Genomic DNA, 26,388 nt, shown 5'->3' with positions numbered 1-26,388 from the left:
GGTGTCCCGCTCCCCCCGGGACAACGAGACCCCCACCACAGGAGAGCGCATGGGACGCCTGCAGGCCTTCGACACCACCACCGCCGTCCAGGCCGCCCGCGACCTCTTCTGGGACCAGGGCTTCGAGGCCACGTCCCTGGCCGACCTCGAGCTGGCGACCGGCCTCAACCGCTCGAGCCTCTACCACGCCTTCGGCAGCAAGCGCGGGCTGTTCGACGCCGCCGCCCAGGACTACCTCGACACCGTCATCCGGCCCCGGCTGTCCGGGCTCGTCGGGGCCGCCGGCGAGGGCCCCGACGGCGAGAACCCCGGCGCCCCGCAGGCCTCAGCCCACGAGGCCAACGCCGCCATCGTGGAGTACTTCGACTCCCTCGCCCGCGCGGTCACCACCCTGCCGGCCGGGTCCGCCCGCCGCGGCTGCCTCCTCGTCAACGCGAGCGCCGGCCTCGCCGCGCACGACGACGCAGCGCGCTGCGTCGTCGACGGCTACCGGGCCGAGCTCGTCGCGGCGCTGCACGGCGCGCTCACCCGCGCTGCCCCCGACCGCGCGTCAGCCGCGCTCGACGCCGACGCCCGCGTGCTCGCCTCGCTGTCCATCTCCGCCATGGTCCTCGCCCGGGTCAACCCGAGCGAGGCGGTCGCGGTGCTGGCCTCCGCGGCCGAGATGGTCGGGCGCCTCACGGCCCAGTCGTAGCCGAGGCCGCTACCCTCTCTGCCTGCTCGGCCCGCTCGAGCGCTGCGTGGACGTGCGTCACCGCGTCGGCGGGGAACCGGCGGGGGAGGTCGAGGAGCAGGTAGCGACACGCCCAGGCCGTCGCCGCAGGAGTCACGTCCTCGAGCGCGGCGGCTGCGGACCAGCCGTCGACGAAGGCGACCCAGCCCGGGTCAGCGCGCATGCTGATCGCGGCCGGCTCGAGCTGGAAGATGCTCGCGGTGCGGGCCCGGTCGTACTCGGGCGCCCCGGCCCCGGCGTTCGTCCAGTCCAGGACGGCAGCGACCTCGTCGTCGGGTCCCATGAGCACGTTGAGCGGGTGCAGGTCGAGGTGCAGCAGCCGCGCACCGCCGGCACCAGCGGGGGGTCCGACCACCGGCAGCCCGGCCGGGGCGGGGACCTCACCCAGGGCGAGCTGCATGCGCCCGCACGCCTCGCCGCGCCGTCGGGCACGGCCGGGGTCCATCCCGGCCGGCGGCACCGCGGGCTGGGCGTCGACGCGGGGCAGGAGCACCACGGACCCCTCGGCGCCGTCGTAGCGGTCGAGCGTCTCGGGGACCGGGACCACCGCAGCGCCCGCCGCGGCCGCGACGGCCTCGAGGTCGAGCACGCCGGGCCAGCCCACCCGCAGCACGACGTCGTCGAGGGCGAACACCTGGCCGGTCGTGCCACCGAGCGGGACCGCCCGGGTGGCGTCGAGGCCGAACCGGGCGGCGGCCCGGCCCAGGAGGAGGGAGACGAGCGCGGCGTCCATCAGCGGCTACCAGCCCACCCTCATCCGGCCGCGCCGACCAGCGCGGCCGCGACCTCGTCGGCGATCTCCTTCGCAGACTCCGAGGACTCCTCGCCCTTGCCGTCGCCGTAGAAGGAGCGCCAGGTGATCCGCCCCTTGGTGAAGCCGGACTCGCAGTAGGTGTCGTCCTCGATGGCGGCGATCATGAGCAGCTCCGTCCCGGAGGCGACCGCGATCATGTTGTCCGGCTTCTCGTGACAGCCGAGGTCGGCCGTCGCGTCGGCGAGCGCCTGCGCGTCGGCGAACTGCATCGTCACAGTCCACGCGGCGCTCTCCTCGCCCACTGCCGGCTCGTCGGCCACCTCGACGGAGTACACGAGCGCAGCGGTGACCAGCTGCTCTCCGAGCATCACGTCGAAGGTGTCGTCGCTGGCCGTCTGCTGGTCACCGGTCGGCCGCAGGTACCCGGTGACCTCAAGGATCGAGTAGTCGAGGACGCGGTAGAAACCGACCTCAGGAGCGAGAACGCTGGTCCAGCCGACGGGGGCGACGGCGATGTCCTCCTCGCCGTCGGCCGGTTCGCCGGCGTCCACCTCCTCCACGTCGGAGGCCACCGGGGTGTCGACCACGACACCGGAGGCCGAGGCCTGCTGCGGCCCGCCGTTGACGAGCACGAGGGCGGCAAAGGTGAGCGACCCGACGAGCAGGGTCACCGCCACACCCCACAGGGCGAGCATGCCGCCGGAGGTCCCGTTCCCGGGGCCGCGCGGCGGACCGCTGCGGTGAGGTGCGACGCTCATCTGCGCTCCTTCGGTCGTGGGAGGTGGCCGCCCACCTCGGGTGTCGGTTGCCATGCTAGGTCATGAGGGGACGAAGCGGTCTGACCGGGCTACTGCTGCAGCCACCCACCCCGCCGGTACGCCGGTGTGGCCAGCGCGAGGATCGCGAGGCCGACCATGATCGAGGCGATGATCACCCCGGTCATCGCGACCGCTGTGCCGCCGAAGACCCCGACGAACGGGCTGACCACCCCGGCGATCCCCGCCTGCATGGAGCCGATGAGCGCCGCGGCCGTCCCCGCCATGTGACCGTAGTTCCCGAGTGCGAGGACGGTCGCGTTCGCCGGGATCAGCCCCTGCATGCCCAGCACGAACCACAGACCGACCACCACCCCGACTACCCCGCCGAACCCGGTCACCACGATGACGAGCAGGATGATCGCCAGGATGAGCTGGGCGATCATCGCCACCCGCAGGATGCGGATCGGGGCCACCTTGCGCACGAGGTAGGCATTGAGCTGGGCCGAGAGGACGAGCGCCACCCCGTTGAGGGCGAAGATCGCCGAGAACTGAGGCCCGCTCATCCCGTACTCCTCCTGCAGCACGAAGGTCGACCCGACGACGTAGCTCATGATCACCGCCATGCCCAGACCGGGCAGGACCGCCAGGGCGAGGAAGTGCCGGTCGCGGAGCAGACCGAGGTAGCTGGTGAGCGCACCCCGTGGGCCGGCTGCCCGGCGCCGGTCCTTCGGGAGCGTCTCGGGCATGAACCGCCACACGATGACGACGAGGACCACCCCGATGATCGCCAGGGCGTAGAAGACCGCGCGCCACTGCCACTGCCCGGCGATCGCCTGGCCGACGCTCGGCGCGAAGAGCGGAGCGACACCGATGACGAGCATGAGCCGGGACAGCAGCCGCGCTGCCTCCGAGCCGGTGAACCGGTCCCGGATCACCGCGATGGCCACGACGGCCGCCGCCGCGTTGAAGAACCCCTGGACGACGCGCAGCGCGATGAGGGTCTCGATGCTGGGGGCGATCGAGCACAGCAGCGAGGTCAGGACGTGCAGGCTGATGCCGATGAGCAGCGGCATCCGGCGCCCGTACCGGTCCGAGAACGGCCCGATGACCAGCTGCCCGACCGCTCCACCGATGAGCATCCCGGACATCGTCATCTGCGCTGCGGCGGCGCTCGTGCCCAGGTCCGTGGCGACGGTGGGCAGAGAGGGCAGGTAGATGTCGGTGGTGATCGCGGGCAGCGCTGCGAGCGCGCCGAGCATGAGGACGTACTTGACGGAGGGGGTGTAGCGGGGCGACGGGGATGCGGGGGGCGTCGGGTCGGTCACGCGTTGATCATAACGATTCGACGACGCGGGTCCGGACGGCCCTGGCTCAGTCCTGGAGGATGATCTCGGAGTGCTCGGGCACGGGCTGCGCGGCGACCCACGCCGCGACGTGGTCGACGACCGGCTCCGGCTCGGGCGAATGCAGGGCGGTCTCGCCGGCGGTGCGGGTGTGGGTCCACCCGGGCCCGCCGGGCGCGGCCTCGTCCCAGAAGATGATCACGACGGTCTTCCCGGATCCGTCGCTCACCTGGTCCGCGAGCGCCTGGACCCGCTCGGGCACGCCGTCGGGCAGTGCGCTGAGCCGGGCCATCTCCGACTTCACCTGCTCGACGACGACGTCGGAGAGGTCGTCGACCGGCGCGGTGGGCGCGGAGGTGGGCGCCGGGCTTGGCGTGGTGGTCGCGTGCGGGTCGACCCCGTCGCGGAGGGAGGGAGAGTCCTGAGCCGCGACGACGTCGACCGGGAGCTCGAGGGTGTCTGCGGCGTAGCTCGTCGGCTCTGCGTCTGCGGCCCCTTGCACGAGGGTGGAGAACGCATGGCCGGAGGTGATGCCCGCTGCGACGACGACCGCGCAGGCGCTGAGGACCGCGACGAGGATCATCGACCTGTCCCGTGGGCTCTTCATCAACGATCCTCCGATCGGTGCCGTCCCTGCCGAGTGACGATCATCACCCTGACACCCTTGTCATCGGCAGATTGTCGCTCGTCATGATGCTCGACGTGCGCCTATCTCATCGTATGCCCGTCGAGTGGCTAGGGTGAGCGGTTGCACCCGTGCCCACCCCTGGAGATGACGATGGCGCCGCCCCGCTCTGACAGCCCACGCGCAGGAGGGCAGCGTCGGCCTCTCCCGCACCTGCTGTGGACCATCGCCTCCACCGGGAGCGGGGTGCAGCCGCCGCGGGCGGGGTCGCGAGCCGTCCGGATCCTCGCCGGCAGCTTGTCGCTGCTCGCGATCGCCTGCCTCGTGGTCATCGGGCTGGACAACTATGCGGGCCTCGGGCTCGCCGCCGGAGCTCGATCCGCGGTGGTCACGGTCACCTATGTCGTCGTCGCACTGGCCGCGGCCGGCCTGACCGTGGCGCTCACGTGGCAGCGGTTCTCGAGCCCGACGCCGCGCGCTGCAAGGAAGGAACGCCTTGCGGCTGAGGAACGCCACGCACCCCGTGGTCGAACCACGGGAACCAAGGGTCAGGGCACCCCGGCTGCGCCGTCGCCCGTGGCGCAGCCCTGGGCGCGATGGTGGCCCCTGATGCTGGGCCTGGGCTGGGCGCTCGGTGCGCTCGCCGTCGCCATGACGTGGGTCTACACCCACACCTTCGTCTGGCGGGGTGAGGAGCTCGGCGGGATGGATCTGCCCTTCGTCGACGAGTACCCAACCGTCACAGAGATCATGATCCCCGCGATGCCGGTGATCCTCGGGGCGACGGTCCTGCTGTTCGCCGGGGAGATGCTCCGTCGCGGCACGATCAGCGCAGGCGGTGCCAAGAACATCGCCGTGTTCCGGCCGCTGGCCTCCTGGGCCCATGCCCTCTGGGCCCTTGGGCTGCTGACCGGCTGGGCCGCCGTCGTCCCGGTCCTGCTCTCCCGGTCCTCGACCGACGTGGGCAGCTCGATCGTGCTGTCCTACCTCGAGCCGAACGGCGACGTGGTCTTCCTCGCGGGGTTCTACGGCGGGCTGCTGGCCGCACTGTTCGGGGCTGTGGCAGGCTCCTTCTTCAAGAAGGCCTGGTACCGCCGCGCTGTCGCGCGCGGGCAGGACGGCCCGACGTCGGACTTCTGGTCCTGGTTCACCTTCACCTGGCGGATCGACCTGTGGCTCGTCGCCGCGGGGACCCTGCTCCTGGGGCTCGCGCCGTTCCCGTGGTTCTTCGACAGCACGGCGGTGGTCGTCCTCCTCGGGGTCTGCGGAGCGGTGCTCACCGGCGCGGGCCTGGTGACCTCGACCTTCTACCGACTTGCTGGGGCGCCGCTCGGGACCGCGGTCTCGTTGACCGCGCCACCGACCCGCGCTCGACAGCGGGCGTGACCCGCCCGCCCCAGCCTACGATCGCCGTATGTGCGGACGCTTTGCGATGAACGACGCGGTCAACGCGATGATCACCGACTTCGTGCTGGCCACCGGCCGGGACCCGGACGAGTGGATGTCCAGTTGGGCGCCGTCCTACAACATCCGCCCGACCGACCCGGTGCCGATCCTTCTGGAGACCCTGCTCGACAAGAGCGACCCCACCGGTCCGACCACCCGCCGCGCCGAGCTCGCCCAGTGGTGGCTCGCCCCGTCGTCGGCCAGAACGCTGCGGGGCGCGGCGCCGATGTTCAACGCCCGCAGCGAGACCGTCACCGAGCGGCCCGCCTTCCGTGGTCCGATCAAGCGGCAGCGGTCGGTGATCCCCGCCGCCGGGTACTTCGAGACCATGACCGTCGAGGGCAAGAAGGTCCCGCAGTTCATCCAACCGCCGCAGGGGCTGCTGTACTTCGCCGGGCTGTACTCGTGGTGGGCGGACCCGGACCTCGCCTCGGGCGACCCGGCCCGGTGGCACCTCACGACGACGATCCTCACCCGCGAGGCGGTCGGCGACATCGCCCGCGTCCACGACCGGACACCCGTCACGCTGCCGCGGGAGCTCATCGACACGTGGATCGACCCACACGCCCTCGGGGACGCCCGGTTCGTCGAGGACATGGTCGAGGCGGCCACCGACGTCGCGACCGAGCTCACGTTCCACCAGGTGGCCTCCCCGATCCGGGGCGACTCACCGGCGACTATCGCACCGGTCTGACTGCGGCAGCGACGTGTTCAGGGGCTCAGCTGCACAGATATTCACCGGCCAGGAGGTGATCAGGCGACTCCAGCGCCGGTGACCCGGCACGCCAACACAGCGCGGTCAGGCTTGAGGTGCTCCCCCACGGCTTCCAGTCCCAGCTCGTCGAGTGAAGAGCCGGTTAGCCACGGCCATGGCCTCTCAAAGGTCGAACTCGCGCGACGTTTCGGAGGGAGCACCCAACCTACCCCCCGACCCGGATCGAGTTCCCGGCTCGCACCCAATCCAAGCATTCGAGCCAGTCCTCCCACGCCGCCGGGTCCGTAGGCCAACCATCACTTTCCAGATCCGTGTCGCCGATGAGCGTGATCAAGTCGTCGCCGGCCCGCTGCCCGAAGCGCCAGATGAACTCTGACATCGCGAGGAACGACTCCCTGATGCTGAGCTGCTCGTCCCTGCGGGAGTGACTATCGGGGAGTGGCATTCAAGCCTCCGTTGGTGATCTCGTTCCCGTTGCGAAATTCCGCCCGCGCCCGCGTCCCGTCTGGGAGCTCCTTGAAGTACTTGGCAATGGAGGTTCCGTCAGGATGCATCGTGGTTCGCCGCAAGTTCCCCGGCGAAACCGCCACCTGGATCAACGCCCGGTTCTCGGCGGTGTCCTGCGCCCAAGCGACCGTACTCAACTGATCGATGAAAAATCGAGGCTAGAGACCGACACTCGCACAAGCGGCCAATTCTGAGGCCGCACGGAACGTCAGGAGGATATCGCCCGCACGTATTTAGGATATTCAGCGAACTGCAGGTGCGGTGCGCCGGGAACCTCGATCGAAGGAGCTTCAACCAGCACTGATGACCCCTCGTAAAATGAATCAACAAAGGGATACAGACCCAAGGCACGACAATACTCCTCCAACATCACCGCGGTGAAGCGATCGACTTTGCGGCGGCCATCATAGAAGTCTTGTCGTTCAAAACCTCTAGGTTTTCCAAACGTCTCGAAGTGCCATCTGCCGTCCTCTGCGGTGAGTGAGATTGTTCGCAAACCTCGGTGAAGCAACTTTCCACCGTCGCCGTACATTGCAAATTGCAGAGCATCGTATGTCGGTGGCCCTTCACCACTCGGATCGCACCGGGGCACCCGTGTTACAGCGACGCCCTCCGCAGGAATTCTCGATGAGACGACACCAACCTTGCCGAATTTCGGGTCTCCGAGTAAGTCACAATCAAACCACGCCACCCATTCCGGGTTCGAAGTCTGAATTAGAAGTTCACGTCGAGCACCAATAGTCAATGGCTCCAGAGTGCGCAGGCGGTCGCCGAGCGGCCCTTCGACGCGAGTGTGGATTGGTGGACCAGGAGAGATTTGCAGATACCACGACTCGATCGCATCAACTACAACTTCGATCGGCGCCTTGATAAACCCGATCGACCAAGATGAGGGTGCGAACGCCCCGCTCGTGATCAACATTCTGTCTACTCAACTCACTTCCTTCAAGAATGCAATACCCAACGGATCATTCTGTCTGAGCCGCGCTAGGTGACCCGAAGCCCGTGTTGAGGCCGGCGTGTCGTACACTACATAGTACCGCCGACCGTTCAAGGTGTACTGGAGGTCTGGGCGGTTGATTCCTACCCGCGCACCGCTCGCATTCACCTGTTGCTGGTTGACCCTCATGGACGTTGCGCCCTTGTCAAGCAAAGCACCGATGCCCCCTCCAATTTAGCATTTTGTGTCGGACTCAAGCCAATTGGTCGGTTGAGCGACATCGCTTTGGGCGAGGTGGCACTAACGGTTCGATCTTGTGGGAGGCATTGGGTTGGCGTATTGAGTGTGACTGGCGTGCTGCTCGAAGATTTCGTGCTGCGGGTGCTGTTTGACTTGATTGAGGTGAAACGGTTGGTCGTTGGGGAGGGCCGGTTGGTGAGTGTGGCAGATCGGGGTGGGTGTGCTGCGGTGACGCGGTTGGAGAGGTTGGTCAGTCCACGATTGACGCCAGCTCCGACGCCCGTGAGCTTCCCGAAACCGCCTCCGGTCAATGCGCCAAGCGCAGTGTTGAATCCTAGACCGGCCAGCTGAGAGTGCCCTGCCCGTCATCGCCGGTGAACGCGTATCCTGCAGCCGCACTCGCTGCTCCCGCGGCCATTCCGGTCGGGGCGACTCACCGGCGACCATCGCACCCGTCTGACTGCGGCAGCGACATGTTCAGGGGCTCAGCTGCACAATCTCCTCCGGCCAGGCGAGCTGATCAGGCGACTCCAGCGCCGCCGACGACGTGACCGCTGGACAGTTCAACGGCGAAGTCTCGCGGCTCGTCGTCGTTCGGGTCAGCAACGCCGCGGATCCAGCCGCCGTCCGACTCATCGACCCGCAGCCCGTCAATGGCGACTCGGGCGGTCACCCAGCGCACCCCGTCGACATCGATGGCCACGATCGACCATGGCGTCACCAACAGGAGAAGACCGTCCGCGACCAGTTCTTCGGCCCCTACGACTGGGCCCGGGGTCTCCACGACGGCGAAGCCCTCTGGATGGAGAACATCACCGAGGAATGGCGTCCCTCTCTCGACCACGCACAAGCCTGTTGGGGATGGCGTACCAAGCAGCATAGACAACGCACGGACGCCCGGATCTTGGGCCGAGAACGTTGCCACCCAAGCAGGCTCGCCCCACGGCTCAACCCCGATCGCAACGGCGCGAGAAGTCGCACCCGCAGCCGCGAACACACGCCTGGGCTCACCGACTGGACGGTCCGCGATCACAGCATCGAACTCGGATGCGAAGTGTTCTTGGGTCATCATCAACTGAAACGAGTCATTCCCGAGATATACCTTCGCCCGAGGTCAGATTGATCCAACAGATCCCCGGACCCGAAAACGCCTCGGCCGAGTCGCGCCGTCAAGAATACCAGTTGCGATAGAATTCCGCAAAATCGTTGAACCGAACCTCTGGCGCGCCTGAGATCGGGACGCTTGACGCAGAAACGAGAACCGATGATCCCCCATAGAAGTCGTCCGCGAACGGGTGCAACCCGAGTGCTTCGCAATAGGATCTCAACATCGGCTCAGTAAATCGGTCGACCTTGCGCCGACGACTGTAGGAATCCACATCTTCAAATGGCTGGGATTCACCATACGCCTCGAAGCGCCAGCGGTCATCCTCCCGAGTGAGCGATACCGACCGGAGCAAATTGTCGATGAGGTCGCCTTTGTCGCGAAAGATGTCGAACTGCAGGGCATCGAACTTCGACGAGTCTCCGGCACTCACCTTGCCCCAGGGCACACGGGTGATCGACACTCCTGCAGCCGGGATCCTCACAGAAAGGAAATCGACCTTTCCAGACATGGGCTCCCCAAGCAGATCGGCATCGAACCAAGCAACCCATCCCGGATTCTCTGTTTGGATAAGCAATTCCCGACGAGCGCCGATTGTCAGGGGTTCTAGGGCACGGAGTCGATCTGCAAGCGAACCTCTAACGTCGGTCGAGGCAGGCGGAGTAGAGGAAATCGGCCGATACCACGCTTCGACAGCATCCACGACGACCCCAAGTGGAGCTTTGAGGAATCCAACTGACCACGTGGCCGGCGCGAAGTCTCCGCTTGTGATTGTAGAGATCTTTATATCCTCACTATCTCCGGCGTTGCAGTACCCAGCGGATCATTGCCCCAGTCACGCCACCAGTCAACCTCGGGGGTTCAATGCCAGAGCGAGTCGTCCGAAATCCAGATCATCGATTTCCAGATAGCCACTCGGGTCGACGAAGAAGACCCCCTGCTCAAATACCTGCGCGAGGGCCACCAGCATGGAGACGAGCGAGGAGAACTCGATCGGGTGCTCGGACTCATCGATCCTGAAATGCCGAACCGGGCTCGAACCGAGCGCACCAAGATCGAGGACATAGAAGTCCCCACCACCGTTGGCGAAGACCGGCAGCCACCCTGTCCTCCATCGCGAATCCGACGCGAACGCTTGATAGGTCGCGACCGCGTCCGCAACAGACAGCAGATAGAAACCCGGCAGTAGATGGACGTCATCAAGGACAACGTGCTCCGTCGAGGTCCCGTCTCGCCAGCCGTAGAGCACCTCCAGCTCTGGCGGACCAACCAGACCAACCACGCCAAGCTCAGCCTGGACGGCCTCGCTGGGAAGGCCAGCCCTGAGGGACCGCAGCAAGACCTGTCGCCCGAGGCGTTGCAGAGCATCTTCGATCGTCGCGAGGTGCCCAGCAAGGTTGTCTGTCATCACAGCCCAATTCTCACATTGAAGGTACCGCCAGGTTGCACGCCTGAACTCCGGAAGACCTGAAGCTTGCGGGCCGAGAGAACCCTGTCCGTCGCCTCCCATGAAAAATCGCCCGCCCTTGAACCCGCAAACCCGGCGGCCACGCAGGTGGCGATCGTCGCCGCCACACCGGCAAGCACGACCAAGGACGTGACGACTACTGCCGCAGCGACTGAGGCGTAGGTCCGCCAGTGCCCTTGGCGTGATTGCCAGCGGTGGAATCAGTGTCCTTCACCCAGTTCCCACCGCTATCAGCCCAGCTGGAGGCGCATGCGGAACGCGGCGACGAAGGAACGCAACTCGACCGCGGCCGGATCGTCCCGATGGCCGAGTTCGGCCTCGGCAGCGTCGACCAACCCGGCAGCACGATCGAGGTCACCAGCAAGCATCCAGGCCACGGGCAGCCGGTAGACGAGCTGATGCTCGAACCCCAGGCCCTCGCTCATCAGCTCGCACAACCCCGTCAGGGTAGAGCCCGAATCCATGAACGGCAGGGCATACTCCCTGACCGCCGCGATGAGGTCCTCCACGCTTGCGCCCGGGTCATCCACACTCACGATCCAGGCTCGATATCGTGACTCGGGCATCAGATAGCCCAGCGGGCAACTCACCGTCGGCGGCAGATAGCCGTGGGACTTCTCGTTTCGCGACTCGGCAACCACGCGTTCGACGCCCTGGTGCCGAATCCCGACCACTGGGTTCACCTCGAACTCGCCCGCCGGCCTGTGCTGGCTGGCCCTGTTGAGACCGAGCCAGCCGAGCACATCCTCCGCGACCTCTCGGGTGAAGATCGTGCCCGCGCGCTTCTGGAGGCCCAGTTCCCGCAACGGTGCTGAGAATTCTTGCGACAGCGTTGCGCTCACGGGACGAACGGCCACGATTGGCGAACCATCCTCACGGGCGTCGGCCGACCCCAGGTATCAAACCGGCTTTCGCCGCGTTCCGACCAGGTGACCGTACACCACGCGGTCCGCGAAGGTGCTGATGGCGACCTGGACGCTTCACCGTCAACGGCGCTGACCTCGACTGTGCTCTACGGCGACGTCGAGCGGAGGCAAGGTCCTCCAACCCGGCGATATCAGCTTTGATACGGAAGCTCGAGACCGTTCTTGACCATCATCTCCTCGTACGCAGACACCCCGCCTCTGGCAGTGGCCAACGCGAAGGATTCGGGTGCCTCATCCTCGAGGTCAACTGACGCGTGCGGCGGTCACGGCAGTGCACGTGCCCATTCCTGGCCGTCCGCTTCCGCGTCAGCCCGAACTTCCTGCCAGGTTGACGGGGCGGATTCCACCGCTGCAAGAGAGCGGTCAAGCGCAGTGAGCGCCCGTTGAACAACGTCCGACGCCACGACACGTGCCTCAGCGCCAGGAACGTTCAAGTCAAGTTCTAAGTCGCCCTGCAAGACCGAGTAGTCAGCAAGCTCGTAGACTTGGCGCGCCGCCCACGCCGCCTCCTGGGGATCATCCGTCAGCCATGTCCGGATGGCATACTCGGCGGCAGCAGCAGCGTTCTGGCCATAGCCGATCTCCAAGAACCAGTCCTCCTCGTCGGAGGGGACCAGGCCCTCAGCTTCAGCCTGGTATGCCTGAACGTCAGCTTCCACACCCGAGGCAACCTCCCAAGCCGCACCGACGATCACCCGCAGTCGGGCTCCCAGCTCCGGCGCTCCTACCGAGACCGCATAGCGCTCGAAGAGCGGAAGGAGACGTTGCGCACATGACGCCGCAAACGCAGTCTTCGAGCTTCGGTCCAGCGCAGCCAGCCGCGCGAGAATCGCCACCTCGTCAAAGGTCCGCATACTCACCATCCCCACCATGCTGTCGTAGGACTCGTGATCTTCGCCCCGACTTCTTGAGGAATTCCTGGTAGGCGGAGCATATCGGACGAGAGACTCCGATGCCCCGAGGCTCAGGCCTGCGCACTGAGCACCGTTCACAGGTGTGACCTCCGCGTGGGCACATGGAGACTGTGGCCCCGCCGTACCATCCGAGCCGGTGCCATCAAGTGCTCTTCCCCGTCTCGAATATCAGCCGACCAAGGGTCTCGCGGTGCTGCAGGAAGTCAGCGACCTGTTGAGCGTGGGGCTGATCGCGAGCATCAATCGCCAGCAGCTTCGCCGACGACCATTCCACGAGAGCACCAAGTACTTCCAGCCGCTCCACGACTTCATCCCGAGGCTGCGTCGACTCATTGAAATAGGCCCGGAACACATAGCGTCCCGACGGCGTGGACACCCGTGCCACCTGGAAACCCAAGTCGACCTCGACGATGTCCCCGAGCGCGAGGTCATACGCGAAGAACGGGATGCAGCACAGTTCGTAGTGCGCAGCATCGAGCCGACGAGCCCAGAGTTGCTCGATGGTCGTCTCGGTGTCACCGGGGTCGATCGCCGCGGCGATGATGAAGTTCGATCGGCCGCGCCACACCGGGTCACAGTGCACCGCCTCGCGTCTGGCTGACATGGTCACCACCGACCTTGGGCTGGGACCCAGAGAACCCAGGTCGCGGGCTCGCAGGAAGCACTCCGCTCCATCTACCTGAACTGCGCATTCGGTACGCACAAGGTCCGAACATACCGCGTGGGGAGAGCAGGTGGGCCATGGCGACCCAGTTCACCGCCAGGCAGCGGCAACGCCGCAGCTGCCGACAGCGACAGTCCCCCTACGACACGGCTCGCGAACCGGGTTGCGTGCCCTGCAGAGCCGCCGACACGGTGTGCGCAGCCGACAACCGTGCCGGGACGTTGACACTGGTGGCCCCGTCGTAGGCGTAGGTGACCACACTGGCGGATGCCGGACGCGGCAGCATCAGCGACGCAATCGCAGACATGAGGACGACCAGCAACGTCGCCTCAGCGCGACTTCACCGGTGCCTCACACACTCCTCCCTACCAGGAGACGACCATGCACCTCGAGCACCCAAGGATCCCAGTACTCGTCCGGAGTCGCGATCAAGGTCCCAGCCGAGAACTCGAACCTGACCACAGCCCCTTCATCCACCACAGCGACGAGGTCTTCGCCGATCAGATCCCAGACACGGTCCTCCATGTCGTCGTCATCCCAGGACAGGGCGCGCCCGCCGACCGTCCCCTCCCAGTCGCAAGCGATCGTGAGCCCCCAGTCGTCGCCGAACAAGGTGAGGATTCCCGACTGTTCTTCCACGCCTCGCACGCGGACCGGGAGCGCTGTCAGCGGGTCGGAGTCGATCATGGTCCCAACTCGATGTGTGTGCGACTGCGGACGTCGATGCTTCGCTGAGCCGGTGGCATGCCGCGAGGAGGTTGCTCTGGCTTGCCCGTGAACGGCTCAATCGGACCACGGTTGGCGTTCGTGAACGAGGCACGCCACGGCGCTTGCCCGGACGGCGCCATCACTCGGACGAGCGATCCATCGGGGAGTGTACTGCGTCCCTGCCGAGGTCGTCGGTGTTGAACGCAGGTCGGCCTCCTCGCTACTCCAGGCCCTCGACTCGCCCGTCAGCAAGGCCAAGCTCCGTGCACCGACCTCCGCCGTCAGCTGACCGTCACACCAGGAACTGCTCGATCTCCACGGCATCCCCGAGTGCCGCCAGTCCGCCAAAGAACTGCTCGTGCGGCAGCCCCAATTCGAGATTCACCGCAACATACCCAGGCGCGTACCACTCACACAGGTACTCCAGCCGCTCCAGCAGCTCGTGGAGCTTCCGATGCACCCCATCGACATCTTCGCGTCGCTTGATCGCGACCCGGACGACGCCGTTGCCCGATCGACGTGCTACGCCTTGGACGACGTAGCCGGAAGACGCCTCAGCACGAACCATGTCGCCAAGCGCCAGGTCGTAGGCGAAGAACGGAATGCAACACAACTCGAACAGGTCCTCGCCGACGCGCTTGGTCCACAACTGCTCGAAGTTGTCTCCCTCGCCGATGCCCTCCAGCGCAGCCCGGACCATGAAACTGGGGACCGGCCTGCTAACTGGGTTCGAATGAGTGGTCATTCGTCAGTGAAGGACGCGTGCACGACCTCGAACTCCGACGTCCACTGAGCCATCCCGGACCGGACTTCCCTATCCGTGGCTGTAGTGAAGTCCGGCGGCGCGTCGTCGCCACCCGGGATGTCACCGACATAGAACTCCGCAGCCGCACCACTGAGGCGCACGTCCGTGTCAGGAATCATCTCAGCCGCGACGGAGAACGCCCCACCGACTGTAGTCGGCAGCCAACTCATCACAGCGCTCCACATCCGGCCCATGCTCGGATCGGCTTTCCACTCCAGGTCTGTGACGCCCCGGACGACCACCACCGCGGTATTGCCCGCCTGGATCGGAATCGCACCCTTGAGGTCGAACAACATCCACACAGTTGACGTGATCGCGTCGATCCTGATGGCCACGAGAGCAGCCTCGAGCAGAGCGTCCTCCTCGGACAACGCATCCGCCTCCGGCGCAGCGGCCAGAGAGCGGCGCTCGGGCCAGATCAGCAAGTCTTCGATGTTCACTTGTCAAACTCCCCGTGCCACCAGGGGTTAGACTTCGCAACCGTTTTTTCGGTGAATGGTTGGATAGTCTGAGGACCTTTGAAGTAGGAAACGTAGCCGATTGTCTTGGGGTATTTGGCGCCCAGGGCGGGATCTATGCTTCGGACGCCAGTGGCAACATCGCTGAGCCCATGCCCGCCGCTGCCACCTATGAACATGAACCCTTTTCCACTTTCCGTCGACAGCGGCCCTGTGGCCCCATCTGGAATAATCACGTCACTCGCATGCCCCGGACTTCACCCACCTGACCAGCCAACCCAGGCGTCACCCGCGTCCGAGCGAGACCCCGATCAGCCCTCCGGCGTGAACGCCCGCTGCAGTCGCACCGGGGCGATGACCCCCAGCCCGCGGACCTCGCGCTCGGGCTTCCCGGTGAGCGCGAACTTCGAGTTCCCGGCCAGCAGCGCCGCGGTGGCCTGGTCGAGCAGGACCGTCCCCGGGTCGGCCTCTGCGGTCAGGCGCGCGGCGAGGTTGACGGAGGGACCGAACACGTCGCCGAAGCGGGAGAGCACCCGCCCCCAGACCAGGCTCACCCGGACCGGGGGGACGTCGACGAGCTGGCCGTCCCGGCCCGCGGTGGCCAGGCCGAGGGCCACCTCCGCGCCGGTCTCGACGTCGTCGGCGATGAACAGGACCGCATCACCGATGGTCTTGACGACCCGGCCGCCGGCCGCAGTGATGACGTCTCGCGCCCCGGCCTCGAAGTCGGAGACGAAGTCGGACAGCTCGGAGGAGAGCAGGCTCGCGGTGCGGGTCGTGAAGGAGACGATGTCGGCGAACCCGACCGCACGGGGCAGCGGCAGCTCCCCTTCCCCGCGCTCGTCGGCGGCCCGCACGCCGGAGAATTCCACGGCCCAGCGCCCGGCCAGTGCCGCGATCTGCCGCCGCCACGCGTGCACCATCTGTGCCTCGAGGACCGGCGCCAGGCTGGGCAGGCGGTCGAGCAGGAGCAGCCGCGCGGAGGTGTCGTCGAGGTCGTGGCGTTGGACCATGTGCTCCACGAGGGCCTCGGCCTGCCACAGCGCGAGCCGTTCGGTGGTGTGCCCCACCGACCGGACGAGGGAGGTCAGCGACCGGTTGGAGAGCTCCTCGGTGCCGGCCACCTCGGCGATGTCCCGCAGGGCCTGGGCGTCGTCGGCGGTGAAGCTCGTGTCGTCGTTGCCCAGGATCGGCAGGCCGAGCGCCTGCCAGTAGGACCGCAAGAACTCGGTGCTGAGGTTCGTCTGGGCCGCGAGGTCGTCGAGGGAGAGCGACCGCTCCCCGCCGAGCAACGCCTCGTCGAGGGCACGACCACGGTCCACCTCGAGGGAGGTGAGGGGCTGGGGGGACGGTGGACGGGAGGCGGGCTCGTCTGACACAGCGTCAGTTTAGACGAAGGTGATGCACGTCACCGCTGCGTACCGTGGTGGTCACTCCAGCGTCGTCGGTCACCAGCAGGCCGCCGTCCTCGGCGAGGCCGGTGGCGGTCCCGGTGAGGACCTCTCCCCCGGTGAGCTCGACGCGCACGGCGCGTCCGATGGTGGCCGAGACCGCGGCGATCTCACCGACCAGCCCGGCGGCCTCGACGTCGCCGTCGGCCGCGGCCCAGCGCCCCAGCACCGAGACGGACGCCTCCGCGAGCGCGGTGAGGATGACCGACCGGTCGGTCGTCGCCGCGCCGGCGAGGGCGAGCGAGGTGCCGCTCTCCACCGGGAGCTCGTCGCGGGTCTGGGAGACGTTGAGGCCGACACCGACGATCGCGCCGCCGTCGGGCAGCAGCTCGGTGAGGATGCCCGCCACCTTGCGCAGCGACCCCCAGCCGTCGATCTCTTCGTCCTGCGTCGGGACGAGCACGTCGTTGGGCCACTTGACCTGGGCGTCGAGTCCGAGGGTCGAGCGCAGTGCGGTGACCGTGGCGAGCCCGGCCAGCAGCGGCAGCCAGGTGAGCGACTCCCGCGGCACCTGCGGACGCACGAGCAGGGAGCACGTCAGCGCCGCCCGGTCGGGGGTCTGCCATGTGCGCCCGGACCGGCCCCGGCCCGCGACCTGGTGCTCGGCGACCAGCAGGGCCGGTGCAGGCCAGGCCTCCGGGGCGGCGGCGACCGCCGCGGCCAGGTCGGTGTTCGTCGACTCCGACGTCTCGGTGATGCTCAGCGCCGCGAGCGGGCCGTGCGGGGCGAGCAGCAGCTCGGCCAGGAGCCCACGGTCCAGGGACGGACGGTCCAGGGACGAAGCGTCCACGTGCGGACGGGCGATCGGCGCGGGGTCCTCGGTGTGCATGCCACCCATCATGCCCTGATCGGCCCCGAGACTTGTAGGTATCCGCCAACAGTGCGCCGTGAACCATCCCGCGGGCCCTGCATGATTCGCGCGCGCCCACCTACTAGGCTCGGGGCGTGACTGACGCAACCTCTCCGCCCGCCGCTGGCACCGCCGCCAAGCTCGCAGACCTCGCGCTGCGCTACACCGAGGCGGTGGCGACCCCCGAGGTCGCTGCCGCCGAGAAGCAGCACGCGCGCAAGAAGAAGACCGCCCGGGAGCGCATCGACGCCTTGCTCGACCCGGGCAGCTTCGTCGAGATGGATGCCTTCGCCAAGCACCGTTCGGTGAACTTCGGGTTGGAGAAGAAGCGCGTGGCGGGCGACGGCGTCGTCGTCGGGCACGGCACCGTGGACGGGCGCCAGGTATGCATCTACTCCCAGGACTTCACCGTCTTCGGGGGCAGCCTGGGTGAGGTGCACGGGCAGAAGATCACCAAGGTCATGGACCTCGCGCTGCGCACCGGGGTCCCGCTGGTCGGCATCTCCGACGGCGGTGGCGCCCGCATCCAGGAGGGTGTGGCGGCCCTGACCCAGTTCGCGGAGATCTTCCGGCGCAACGTCGCCGCCTCTGGGGTGATCCCGCAGATCTCCCTCATCCTCGGCCCGTCCGCGGGTGGCGCGGTGTACTCCCCCGCGCTGACCGACTTCATCGTCATGGCCGACGGCACGTCGAACATGTTCATCACCGGCCCGGACGTGATCCGCGCGGTGACCGGTGAGGACGTGGGCTTCGAGGAGCTCGGTGGCGCGCTCACGCACAACGAGCGCTCCGGCGTCGCGCACTACATGGGTGCCGACGAGGACGACGCGATCGACTACGTGCGCAGCCTGCTCGACTACCTCCCCCAGAACAACCTCTCCGACGCGCCGACCTTCGCCGCCGAGACCGCCGCGCTCGAGGTGAGCGACGCCGACGTCGAGCTCGACACGCTCATCCCGGACTCCGACTCCCAGCCCTACGACATGCGCACGGTGATCGAGCACGTCGTCGACGAGGGTGTGTTCCTGGAGGTGCAGCCGCTCTACGCGCGCAACATCCTCATCGGGTTCGCACACATCGAGGGGCACTCGGTCGGGATCGTGGCCAACCAGCCGATGTCCATGGCCGGGACGCTCGACATCAACGCCGCCGAGAAGGCCGCGCGGTTCGTGCGGACCTGCGACGCCTTCAACATCCCGGTCGTCACCCTCGTGGACGTACCCGGCTTCCTGCCCGGGACCGACCAGGAGTGGAACGGCATCATCCGCCGCGGCGCCAAGCTCATCTACGCCTACGCCGAGGCCACCGTCCCGCTCGTCACCCTCATCACCCGCAAGGCGTACGGTGGTGCGTATATCGTCATGGGTTCCAAGCAGCTCGGCGCTGACGTGAACCTGGCCTGGCCGACGGCGCAGATCGCCGTGATGGGCGCCGGCGGTGCGGTGAACATCCTGCAGCGCGGGGCGCTCAAGGCGGCCGCCGACGCCGGCCAGGACGTCGACGCCGAGCGCAAGCGGCTCACCGACGAGTACGAGGACCACATCGTCAACCCGTGGGACGCGGCCGAACGTGGCTACGTCGACGCGGTCATCGCCCCGCACGACACGCGGATCCAGATCATCCGCGCGCTGCGCGCCCTGCGCACCAAGCGCGCGTCCCTCCCTCCGAAGAAGCACGGGAACATCCCACTATGAGCAACGCATTCGACCCCACCGCCGGCGAACCGACCGGCGACGACGGGCACGGCGACCACTCTGACCACGGCCACGACGACGGCCACGGCCACGCCGGGCACGACCACGCCGCCCACGGCCCGGCACCGCTGCCCGGCGTCGACCCCGCCGACCTGCACGCCGCCGTCGACCAGATCGCCGCCGCGCTGCACGAGTACATCGAGTCCGCAGCCGGGGTGCGCGCGGAGTTCGGTGCGCACGAGGCCGACGAGGACCCGCGCATCCTCGCGATCGAGGAGCGGGTCTCCGGCCTCAACGCCGGTCTCTACGACCTCATCCACGAGCGCCTCGGCATGCACGCCGACCTCACCAGCCTCGCCTGGGAGGAAGAGCCCGGTGACAGCCACAGCGACGTCGACGACGACGGCGCGCCCGACAGCTTCCACCTCGGCTTCTACGTCTGGCCTCCCACCGGGCCGTCCGACGAGTCGATGGACTCCGTCATCTCCATGATCGACGCGGGCGGCGAGGCCATCGCCCAGCGCCTCGCCGACTCCGGGTTCCAGGTCTCGGAGTGGGGCGCCGCGCGCGGGACACCCGTCCTCTTCGAGGACGACTCCGACGAGGACACCGACGGTGACCGCTGAGCCGACCGGCCCGGTGACGACGGTCGCGGGAACCGCAGCACCCGCCGTTCCGGCCGCGCTCGTCGAGGCAGCCGCGCAGATGCGGGTGGTCCGCGGCGCCCCAGACGACCACGAGGTCGCCGCGCTCGTCGCCGGCCTCGTCGCGGTCGCCTCCTCCGGCGCCGATCTGCCCGACGACGCCCCCACCGGGCAGTGGACCCGGCGGTCCCGCCCGGGACCCGCCCTGCCCACCGGCGGGGACTCCTGGCGGTGGAGCCTGCGCTAGGCGCGGTGCGGAAGACCTGTCCGACGCCGTACGGTGAAGGAGAGCGTTCGATCCGCATCGACGAGGAGACCCGTGCCGCACCTCCCACCCACGACCGATGACCTGGCGCCGGACCATACGGCAGGCCCGCCGTGGCACACCCTGACGGCCGACGAGGCTGCCGCGAGGCTCGGCGTCGACCCGGCCACCGGCCTGAGCACGGACGAGGCGAGGCGCCGCCTCGACGAGACCGGTCCCAACGAGCTCGACAAGCCCCCGGCCGTCCCGGTGTGGCGCAAGATCCTCGCGCTGCTCACCGAACCCATGACGGTCGTCCTCGTCGGCGCCGCGGTGATCAGCGCGGTCATCTCCCGCGAGCTGAAGACACCGCTCGTCATCCTCGCCGTGGTCGTCTTCAACGCCGTGCTCAACCTCGTCCAGGAGCGCCGCGCCCAGGACAGCCTGCTCGCCCTGCAGGACATGACCGTGACCCGGGCGCGCGTGCGCCGCGACGGGCGCGTCATGCTCGTCGCGGCCCAAGGGCTGGTCCCGGGCGACGTCGTCCTGCTCGAGGCCGGCGACGTGGTGCCCGCCGACGGGCGGCTGCTCGAGGCCGCCGGGCTGGAGATCCAGGAGGCGGCGCTGACCGGGGAGGCGGAACCTGCCGACAAGTCCACCGAGCCGATCCCCGATCCCGGCACGGTGACCGGCGACCGCCTCGACATGGCGTTCATGAGCACCGAGGTCACCCGCGGGCGCGGGCTCGTCGTGGTCACCACGACCGGCATGGGCACCGAGATCGGCCGGGTCGCCGGGCTCCTCGGCTCCGCCGGCCGCGAGACCACACCCCTGCAGCGTCAGATCGCCCACCTCGCCACGCTGCTGAGCGTCATCGCCGGGATCGTCGTCGCGATCGTCGTCGTGCTCGGTCTGCTGCGCGGCACCGACCCCGCCGACCTGCTCCTGACCTCCGTGTCGCTAGCGGTCGCGACGATCCCCGAGGGACTCACCGCTGTCGTCGCCTTCACCCTGGCGATGGGCGCCGGGCGCCTCGCCCGCCACGGCGCCATCATGAAGAAGCTCTCCTCGGTCGAGACCCTCGGCTCCACCGCGCACATCGCGACCGACAAGACCGGCACCCTGACCCTCAACCAGATGACCGCCCGGGAGCTGTTCGCCGGGCAGCGGCTCTTCGACGTCACCGGCGAGGGATACAGCACGCAGGGCCGGCTGCAGCTCACCGGCGACGGGCCGGCGCCCGACGTGCGCGCCGCGCTGCTGGGCCTGGCGCTCGCGAGCGAGGCCGTCGTGCACGACGGCGCGCTCATCGGCGACCCGACGGAGGGCGCGCTCGTCGTCCTGGCCGCCAAGGGCGGCCTCGACGTCGTGGCTGCCCGGGCGAGCTGGCCGCGCACCGCGGAGATCCCCTTCGACTCCGCCCGCAAATACATGGCCACCTTCCACCGGTGGGAGGCCATCGGCGCCGAGGCGCCGGTCGACCCCTCGCTCGCTGCGTGGGGCGAAGGGCTGGACCTCGACGGACGCCGCGGGGTGCGGGTCTTCGTCAAGGGCGGGCCCGACGTCGTCCTGGGCCGGTGCGCCTGGCTCGACACCCCCGCGGGGCCGGTCCCCCTCGACGCCGCCCAGCTCGACCGGCTCTCCGCCCTCAACGCCGCGATCGGCTCCCGCGGGCTGCGGGTCATGGCCGTCGCCCAGCGGGACCTGCCCGCCGCGGACGCCGCCCGGGCGTCCGGGAGCCCCACCCTGCCCGAGCTCGAGCCGCTCGTGCGCGACCTCACGCTCCTGGCCCTGGTGGGGATCATGGACCCGCCGCGGCCCGAGGCGCGTGAGGCGATCGCCCTCGCCCAGCAGGCCGGCATCGTCGTCCACCTCATCACCGGGGACCACGTCGGCACGGCCGCGGCGATCGCCGAGGACCTCGGGATCGGCGGGCGGGCGATCTCCGGCAGCGAGATCGACGCGCTGAGCGACGACGAGCTCGCCGCGAGCGCCCGCACGTACGGCGTCGTCGCGCGGGTCAGCCCCGAGCACAAGATCCGGATCGTCGACGCGCTGCGCTCGGACGGGTCGGTCGTGGCGATGACCGGCGACGGCGTGAACGACGCACCGGCCCTCAAGGAGGCCGACATCGGCATCGCCATGGGGATCACCGGGACGGAGGTTTCCAAGGGCGCCGCGTCAGTGATCCTCACGGACGACAACTTCGCGACCATCATCACCGCGGTGCGCGAGGGCCGCGGGATCTACGACAACGTGGTGAAGTTCGTCCGGTTCCAGATCGCGACGTCCTGGGGCTTCGTGCTGATCTTCCTGGCCACCGGGGTGCTGGGGATCGCCGGGGGTGCCCCGTTCTCAGCCCTGCAGATCCTCTGGGTGAACATCATCATGGACGGACCGCCGGCCATGGCGCTGGGCCTCGACCGCCCCGACGCCGGCGTCATGAACCGGCCCCCGCGCCCGGTCGGGGAGAAGATCCTCACGGGGTCCCGGATCGGGCGGATCCTCGTCTCGGCCGCGGTCATGGCGGCGGGGACGCTCGCCGTCCTGGCACTGTCCCCGGGGGCGGAACCGGCCGCCGGCCGCGCGACCGAGACCGGCACGCTCGCCTTCACGACCTTCGTCCTCTTCCAGGTGTTCAACCTGCTCAACGTCCGCAGCCGCGAGACGACCGTCTTCAGTCGCCGGACGCTGACCAACCGTGCGCTGTGGATCTCCCTCGGGGCGATCCTCGTCCTGCAGGTCGCGGTCGTCCAGGTGCCCGCGCTGCAGGACCTGTTCACCACGACGGTGCTCGACCCCGCGCAGTGGGCCACCGCCGTCGTGGTGGCCTCCTCGGTCCTGTGGGTCGAGGAGGCGCGCAAGCTGGTCAGCCGAACAGCTTCGAGCCGTGCTCGATGAAGATCAGCACGAACAGCAGCGCCACCCAGGCGATGCCGGCGTAGAGGTCGTAGTCCTTGCGGAACCAGCCCTGGACCCGGGCCTGCACGGCGGGCGGCAGGTAGAGGTTGTTCTCGCGGACGTTGTAGTGCAGCAGCGTGAGGAAGACGAGCGACGTCGAGATGGTGATGAGCAGGCACCACGGGCACAGGGCGCCGATGACCCACATCGACTGGCTGAACAGCCACACCGCGAAGATCAGCCCGAGCAGGTAGATGACCTGCGCGGTGAACATGAACCAGCGGGGGAACCGCACCCCGGCCAGGCCCGCCACCGCGATCGTCATGACGACCGGCTCGGTGATCAGCCCGAGGAAGGCGTTCGGGAAGCCGAACAGGCTCGCCTGCCAGGTCAGGCCGACCGTCCCGCAGCTGATCACGGTGTTGACGTTGCAGCTCAGGGCGGCCAGCGGGTTCTCGGCGAGCTTGATCGCGTCGTAGGAGAGCACGAACGCGGCGATGAGGCTCATCGTGGCCGAGAAGAGCATCGTCCCGAAGATCCAGCGGGTCGAGTGCCGGAACCCGGTGAGCGCCAGCGCGGCCTCGGCGAGCTCCTCGTCGGTCAGGTCGACGTCGTCGGTCAGGTCGACGTCGTCGGCCTCCGCGGTCGCCAGCCTCCCGACGGGCGTGCCTGTCGTGTCGTGCGCCATGATGCTGTCCCCTCAGACGATGCAGGTGGTGCCCGGAACGGGGTGAACCTCCCCGAACCATAGTCCCGTACGTCTCCGTCGGGCGGGAAGGACCATCGTCCCCCGGACGGGGCTGGAAGCTGGCACAGAGACCGGCAGGATGACCGGCACGGAGACCGGCACAGATCCGGGCTGGAGTAGCGTGCTGACCATGACAAACTCTCCCCCCGTGCCACCACGCTCCCCGTCCGACATCGATGCCCTGGCGAACTCCTTCGTCCAGGAGTCGGTCAAGCTCAACCCCTTCGCGGCGACGTCCCTGGGCATCCCCGGCCACGACCACCTCGTCACCGACTTCTCCCCCGCCGGCATCGAGGCCCGCGCCTCGCTGGTGCGCACCGTCCTGGCCGACGTCGAGGCCGCGACCCCGGTCGACGACGTCGACCGCGTCACCCAGGCGGCCATGCGCGAACGCCTCGGGCTCGACCTCGAGCTCAACGCGGCCGGCGAGGAGCACGCCATGCTCAACGTCATCGCCAGCCCGCTGCAGGAGATGCGAGACGTCTTCGACGTCTCCGGCCAGGACACCCCCGAGCAGTGGGAGAACATCGCCGCGCGCCTGGGCGCGCTGGGCACGTCCGTCGACGGGTACATCGAGTCGTTGCGCTACGCCGCCTCCCGCGGGCAGGTCGCCGCGATCCTCCAGGTGAGCGAGGGCATCAAGCAGGCCGCCGAGCTCGCCGACCCGGCCGGATCGTTCTTCACGTCCTTCGTCGCCGGCCCGGCCGCCGCCGCGGCCCTGGACGGGTCCGCCTCGTCCGGCGCGATCCGCGCCGACCTCGAGCGCGGGGCCGGTGCGGCCCGGGAGGCCTACGGCCGTCTCGCGGACTTCCTGCGCGACGAGCTCGCCTCGCAGGCGCCCACCCGCGACGCCGTCGGACGCGACCGCTACGCGCTCGCCTCCCGGTACTTCCTCGGCGCGACCGTCGACCTGGACGAGACGTACGAGTGGGGCCTGGAGGAGCTGGCCCGGGTGGTCGCCGAGCAGCAGTCCGTCGCCGAGCAGGTGGCCGGCAGCGGGGCGAGCATCGCCGACGCCGTCGCCCTCCTCGACGCCGACCCGTCCCGCGTGCTGCACGGCACCGACGCGCTGCGCACGTGGATGCAGGAGACCTCCGACGAGGCGATCCGCGCCCTCAACGGGGTCCACTTCGACATCCCCGCCCCGGTCCTCGACCTGGAGTGCATGATCGCCCCGACGCAGAACGGCGGGATCTACTACACTCCGCCGAGCGACGACTTCTCCCGCCCGGGCCGCATGTGGTGGTCCGTCCCGCCCGAGGTCACCTCGTTCAACACGTGGCGCGAGAAGACGACGGTGTTCCACGAGGGTGTGCCCGGCCACCACCTGCAGTGCGGTCAGGCCGTCTACGAGCGCGCGACCCTCAACGACTGGCGCCGCCTCGCCTGCTGGGTCTCCGGTCACGGGGAGGGCTGGGCGCTCTACGCCGAGCGCCTCATGGCCGACCTCGGCTTCCTCGACGACCCGGGCGACCGGCTCGGCATGCTCGACGCCCAGCGCATGCGCGCCGCCCGCGTGGTCCTCGACATCGGGGTGCACCTGGGCAAGCCGGCACCGGCGGTCTGGGGCGGCGGGACCTGGGACGCGGCAAAGGCCTGGGACTTCCTGCGCGCCAACGTCAACATGCCCGAGGCCTTCGTCCGCTTCGAGCTCAACAGGTACCTCGGCTGGCCGGGGCAGGCGCCGTCGTACAAGGTCGGGCAGCGCCTGTGGGAGCAGACGCGCGACGCCGCGAAGGCGTCGGCCACCGGCCGCGGCGAGGACTTCGACATCCGCGCCTTCCACGCCCGTGCCCTCGGCCTGGGCTCGGTCGGCCTGGACGTCCTCAAGGGCGCCTTGTCCTGAGGACAAGGCGCCGGGGCCTGCGCCCGCTGAGGGGGTCGTGCGCAGGCCCCGGCGCGATCATGGGGCGGGGTTCTCACCCGCCGACGGACGCCTCCACGGCATCCCGGATGGCCTGTCCCCAGGCCTCGTAGGTCTCACCGGAGGCCTTCTCGTCGTCGACGAACACCTGCGGGATGCTCTGGATCCCGGACGCGAAGGCGGCCTCGGTGGACGCGTCGACGAAGGGGTCGAAGGCCTGGTCGGCGAAGTCCGCGAGCGCGGCGTCGTCCAGGTCGGCGCCGGCATCGGTGGCCAGCCGGGCGAGGTCGTCGCCCGACGGCGCGTCCGCCTGCGCCTCGAAGACCGCGTCCTGGACGGCGATCCACGACGCCGGGTCGTGCGCGGCGACGGTGGCCAGCAGGTTCGCCGCCTCGGTCGAGAAGTCCGTCGCGGACTGGCCCAGGAAGTCGACCGTGATGATCTCGATCGCCACGTCCGGGTCACCGGCCCAGGTCACCACGTCGGTCCCGATGACGTCGTGCAGGCTCTTGCAGTGCGGGCATGCCAGGTCCTGGTAGACGAGCACGCGGGTGGGCGCCGCCGGGTCGCCGAGGATGACCGACTCCCCGGTGATCGTCACGGGCACACCCTCGTCGGTCGTGACGGTCACCTGCTCGGGCAGGCCCGAGGTCGTCGCGCCGCCGGAATCTGTCCCGTCGGTCGGCTCGCTCGCCTCGCCGGAGGCGGGTGCCCTCACCTCGCTGGTGGTCTTGCCCGCGACGTCGGAGCTGCAGCCCGCCAGGGCGAGGAGCACGGCGCCTGCGGCGGCCGCTCCGCGCACCCAGAGACGGCGAGAGACGAAAGTGGACATGGGACGATTCTCCTCGATAGATGTCATGACGGGCTGGGACGAAGGTCCGAC

The 26,388-nt window shown here is 68.7% G+C and carries 26 protein-coding genes; 8 read left to right on the top strand and 18 right to left on the bottom strand.

Annotated elements, in window-relative coordinates:
* Positions 1 to 49 precede the first annotated feature (49 nt).
* On the top strand, positions 50 to 694 hold the full coding sequence (locus ACWA15_RS05910) for a TetR/AcrR family transcriptional regulator (protein WP_464058511.1): 645 nt from the start codon (positions 50 to 52) through the stop codon (positions 692 to 694).
* On the opposite strand, the gene ACWA15_RS05905 is transcribed toward ACWA15_RS05910, so the two are convergent.
* The 4 genes from ACWA15_RS05905 to ACWA15_RS05890 form a co-directional block, all read right to left on the bottom strand.
* On the bottom strand, positions 678 to 1,466 hold the full coding sequence (locus ACWA15_RS05905; RefSeq protein WP_464058510.1) for a phosphotransferase: 789 nt from the start codon (positions 1,464 to 1,466) through the stop codon (positions 678 to 680). The two genes, ACWA15_RS05910 and ACWA15_RS05905, sit on opposite strands and share 17 nt — an antisense overlap.
* Positions 1,467 to 1,486: 20 nt before the next feature.
* The gene (locus tag ACWA15_RS05900) at positions 1,487 to 2,245 is read right to left on the bottom strand and encodes a hypothetical protein (protein WP_464058509.1); all 759 of its coding nucleotides are present in this window, start codon (positions 2,243 to 2,245) and stop codon (positions 1,487 to 1,489) included.
* Positions 2,246 to 2,334: 89 nt separating this feature from the next.
* Positions 2,335 to 3,570, bottom strand: coding sequence for a multidrug effflux MFS transporter (locus ACWA15_RS05895; protein ID WP_464058508.1), 1,236 nt, complete (start codon positions 3,568 to 3,570; stop codon positions 2,335 to 2,337).
* 46 nt (positions 3,571 to 3,616) lie between these two features.
* Positions 3,617 to 4,195, bottom strand: coding sequence for a hypothetical protein (locus ACWA15_RS05890; RefSeq protein WP_464058507.1), 579 nt, complete (start codon positions 4,193 to 4,195; stop codon positions 3,617 to 3,619).
* A gap of 171 nt (positions 4,196 to 4,366) precedes the next feature.
* Here ACWA15_RS05890 and ACWA15_RS05885 point away from each other — a divergent pair, with 171 nt between their 5' ends.
* Complete coding sequence (locus ACWA15_RS05885) at positions 4,367 to 5,599, top strand: hypothetical protein (protein ID WP_464058506.1); 1,233 nt, start codon at positions 4,367 to 4,369, stop codon at positions 5,597 to 5,599.
* A gap of 28 nt (positions 5,600 to 5,627) precedes the next feature.
* Positions 5,628 to 6,353 carry an SOS response-associated peptidase gene (locus tag ACWA15_RS05880; RefSeq protein WP_464058505.1) on the top strand — a complete coding sequence of 242 codons (726 nt, stop codon included), beginning with the start codon at positions 5,628 to 5,630 and terminating at the stop codon, positions 6,351 to 6,353.
* 736 nt (positions 6,354 to 7,089) lie between these two features.
* On the opposite strand, the gene ACWA15_RS05875 is transcribed toward ACWA15_RS05880, so the two are convergent.
* The 12 genes from ACWA15_RS05875 to ACWA15_RS05820 all read right to left on the bottom strand — a co-directional run bounded on the left by ACWA15_RS05875 (position 7,090) and on the right by ACWA15_RS05820 (position 17,389).
* On the bottom strand, positions 7,090 to 7,803 hold the full coding sequence (locus ACWA15_RS05875) for a hypothetical protein (protein ID WP_464058504.1): 714 nt from the start codon (positions 7,801 to 7,803) through the stop codon (positions 7,090 to 7,092).
* Between the two features lie 778 nt (positions 7,804 to 8,581).
* On the bottom strand, positions 8,582 to 8,986 hold the full coding sequence (locus ACWA15_RS05870) for a hypothetical protein (RefSeq protein ID WP_464058503.1): 405 nt from the start codon (positions 8,984 to 8,986) through the stop codon (positions 8,582 to 8,584).
* A gap of 244 nt (positions 8,987 to 9,230) precedes the next feature.
* A complete protein-coding gene (locus tag ACWA15_RS05865) occupies positions 9,231 to 9,869 on the bottom strand; it encodes a hypothetical protein (RefSeq protein ID WP_464058502.1) in 639 nt (212 codons plus the stop codon).
* A 144-nt stretch (positions 9,870 to 10,013) separates the two neighbouring features.
* Entirely contained in the window at positions 10,014 to 10,577 is a 564-nt protein-coding gene (locus ACWA15_RS05860; RefSeq protein WP_464058501.1) for an SMI1/KNR4 family protein, read from the bottom strand.
* A gap of 287 nt (positions 10,578 to 10,864) precedes the next feature.
* Positions 10,865 to 11,476 (bottom strand): hypothetical protein, encoded by a 612-nt coding sequence (locus ACWA15_RS05855; RefSeq protein ID WP_464058500.1) that lies wholly within the window; start codon positions 11,474 to 11,476, stop codon positions 10,865 to 10,867.
* A 347-nt stretch (positions 11,477 to 11,823) separates the two neighbouring features.
* The gene (locus ACWA15_RS05850; RefSeq protein ID WP_464058499.1) at positions 11,824 to 12,414 is read right to left on the bottom strand and encodes a DUF416 family protein; all 591 of its coding nucleotides are present in this window, start codon (positions 12,412 to 12,414) and stop codon (positions 11,824 to 11,826) included.
* 202 nt (positions 12,415 to 12,616) lie between these two features.
* Positions 12,617 to 13,078, bottom strand: a complete 462-nt coding sequence (locus tag ACWA15_RS05845; RefSeq protein WP_464059426.1) for a DUF4265 domain-containing protein — start codon at positions 13,076 to 13,078, stop codon at positions 12,617 to 12,619.
* A gap of 411 nt (positions 13,079 to 13,489) precedes the next feature.
* On the bottom strand, positions 13,490 to 13,825 hold the full coding sequence (locus ACWA15_RS05840) for a hypothetical protein (protein WP_464058498.1): 336 nt from the start codon (positions 13,823 to 13,825) through the stop codon (positions 13,490 to 13,492).
* Between the two features lie 313 nt (positions 13,826 to 14,138).
* Complete coding sequence (locus ACWA15_RS05835; RefSeq protein WP_464058497.1) at positions 14,139 to 14,546, bottom strand: DUF4265 domain-containing protein; 408 nt, start codon at positions 14,544 to 14,546, stop codon at positions 14,139 to 14,141.
* Positions 14,547 to 14,587: 41 nt separating this feature from the next.
* On the bottom strand, positions 14,588 to 15,091 hold the full coding sequence (locus tag ACWA15_RS05830; RefSeq protein WP_464058496.1) for a hypothetical protein: 504 nt from the start codon (positions 15,089 to 15,091) through the stop codon (positions 14,588 to 14,590).
* 329 nt (positions 15,092 to 15,420) lie between these two features.
* A complete protein-coding gene (locus ACWA15_RS05825; protein ID WP_464058495.1) occupies positions 15,421 to 16,488 on the bottom strand; it encodes an adenylate/guanylate cyclase domain-containing protein in 1,068 nt (355 codons plus the stop codon).
* 4 nt (positions 16,489 to 16,492) lie between these two features.
* Entirely contained in the window at positions 16,493 to 17,389 is an 897-nt protein-coding gene (locus ACWA15_RS05820) for a biotin--[acetyl-CoA-carboxylase] ligase (protein ID WP_464058494.1), read from the bottom strand.
* A 116-nt stretch (positions 17,390 to 17,505) separates the two neighbouring features.
* On the opposite strand from ACWA15_RS05820, the gene ACWA15_RS05815 reads away from it, so the two are divergent.
* From ACWA15_RS05815 to ACWA15_RS05800, 4 genes are all read left to right on the top strand, one after another.
* Positions 17,506 to 19,104 (top strand): acyl-CoA carboxylase subunit beta, encoded by a 1,599-nt coding sequence (locus tag ACWA15_RS05815; protein ID WP_464058493.1) that lies wholly within the window; start codon positions 17,506 to 17,508, stop codon positions 19,102 to 19,104.
* Entirely contained in the window at positions 19,101 to 19,730 is a 630-nt protein-coding gene (locus ACWA15_RS05810; protein ID WP_464058492.1) for a hypothetical protein, read from the top strand. The genes ACWA15_RS05815 and ACWA15_RS05810 overlap by 4 nt, the downstream gene beginning before the upstream one ends.
* Positions 19,720 to 19,995, top strand: a complete 276-nt coding sequence (locus ACWA15_RS05805; protein WP_464058491.1) for an acyl-CoA carboxylase subunit epsilon — start codon at positions 19,720 to 19,722, stop codon at positions 19,993 to 19,995. The genes ACWA15_RS05810 and ACWA15_RS05805 overlap by 11 nt, the downstream gene beginning before the upstream one ends.
* 72 nt (positions 19,996 to 20,067) lie before the next feature.
* Positions 20,068 to 22,893: a cation-translocating P-type ATPase gene (locus ACWA15_RS05800; RefSeq protein ID WP_464058490.1), complete on the top strand. Its 2,826-nt coding sequence runs from the start codon at positions 20,068 to 20,070 to the stop codon at positions 22,891 to 22,893.
* On the opposite strand, the gene ACWA15_RS05795 is transcribed toward ACWA15_RS05800, so the two are convergent.
* The gene (locus tag ACWA15_RS05795; protein ID WP_464058489.1) at positions 22,862 to 23,581 is read right to left on the bottom strand and encodes a vitamin K epoxide reductase family protein; all 720 of its coding nucleotides are present in this window, start codon (positions 23,579 to 23,581) and stop codon (positions 22,862 to 22,864) included. The two genes, ACWA15_RS05800 and ACWA15_RS05795, sit on opposite strands and share 32 nt — an antisense overlap.
* Positions 23,582 to 23,771: 190 nt before the next feature.
* On the opposite strand from ACWA15_RS05795, the gene ACWA15_RS05790 reads away from it, so the two are divergent.
* Positions 23,772 to 25,487, top strand: a complete 1,716-nt coding sequence (locus ACWA15_RS05790; RefSeq protein ID WP_464058488.1) for a DUF885 domain-containing protein — start codon at positions 23,772 to 23,774, stop codon at positions 25,485 to 25,487.
* A 73-nt stretch (positions 25,488 to 25,560) separates the two neighbouring features.
* Here ACWA15_RS05790 and ACWA15_RS05785 read toward each other — a convergent pair whose 3' ends face one another.
* On the bottom strand, positions 25,561 to 26,337 hold the full coding sequence (locus tag ACWA15_RS05785; RefSeq protein WP_464058487.1) for a DsbA family protein: 777 nt from the start codon (positions 26,335 to 26,337) through the stop codon (positions 25,561 to 25,563).
* Positions 26,338 to 26,388 lie beyond the last annotated feature (51 nt).

The organism is Sanguibacter sp. TS_SC_8 (genome assembly GCF_055361235.1).
Note: the sequence above shows the minus strand (reverse complement) of the source record. Positions and strands in the feature narration are given on the sequence as shown.

Coding starts and splice junctions, on each gene's coding strand:
- ACWA15_RS05880 (WP_464058505.1), top strand. CDS start 5,628: ATGTGCGGACGCTTTGCGATGAACGACGCGGTCAACGCGATGATCACC.
- ACWA15_RS05840 (WP_464058498.1), bottom strand. CDS start 13,825: ATGATCGACTCCGACCCGCTGACAGCGCTCCCGGTCCGCGTGCGAGGC.
- ACWA15_RS05900 (WP_464058509.1), bottom strand. CDS start 2,245: ATGAGCGTCGCACCTCACCGCAGCGGTCCGCCGCGCGGCCCCGGGAAC.
- ACWA15_RS05835 (WP_464058497.1), bottom strand. CDS start 14,546: ATGGTCCGGGCTGCGCTGGAGGGCATCGGCGAGGGAGACAACTTCGAG.
- ACWA15_RS05790 (WP_464058488.1), top strand. CDS start 23,772: ATGACAAACTCTCCCCCCGTGCCACCACGCTCCCCGTCCGACATCGAT.
- ACWA15_RS05885 (WP_464058506.1), top strand. CDS start 4,367: ATGGCGCCGCCCCGCTCTGACAGCCCACGCGCAGGAGGGCAGCGTCGG.
- ACWA15_RS05850 (WP_464058499.1), bottom strand. CDS start 12,414: ATGCGGACCTTTGACGAGGTGGCGATTCTCGCGCGGCTGGCTGCGCTG.
- ACWA15_RS05905 (WP_464058510.1), bottom strand. CDS start 1,466: ATGGACGCCGCGCTCGTCTCCCTCCTCCTGGGCCGGGCCGCCGCCCGG.
- ACWA15_RS05820 (WP_464058494.1), bottom strand. CDS start 17,389: ATGCACACCGAGGACCCCGCGCCGATCGCCCGTCCGCACGTGGACGCT.
- ACWA15_RS05910 (WP_464058511.1), top strand. CDS start 50: ATGGGACGCCTGCAGGCCTTCGACACCACCACCGCCGTCCAGGCCGCC.
- ACWA15_RS05890 (WP_464058507.1), bottom strand. CDS start 4,195: ATGAAGAGCCCACGGGACAGGTCGATGATCCTCGTCGCGGTCCTCAGC.
- ACWA15_RS05875 (WP_464058504.1), bottom strand. CDS start 7,803: ATGTTGATCACGAGCGGGGCGTTCGCACCCTCATCTTGGTCGATCGGG.
- ACWA15_RS05795 (WP_464058489.1), bottom strand. CDS start 23,581: ATGGCGCACGACACGACAGGCACGCCCGTCGGGAGGCTGGCGACCGCG.
- ACWA15_RS05845 (WP_464059426.1), bottom strand. CDS start 13,078: ATGTCAGCCAGACGCGAGGCGGTGCACTGTGACCCGGTGTGGCGCGGC.
- ACWA15_RS05810 (WP_464058492.1), top strand. CDS start 19,101: ATGAGCAACGCATTCGACCCCACCGCCGGCGAACCGACCGGCGACGAC.
- ACWA15_RS05785 (WP_464058487.1), bottom strand. CDS start 26,337: ATGTCCACTTTCGTCTCTCGCCGTCTCTGGGTGCGCGGAGCGGCCGCC.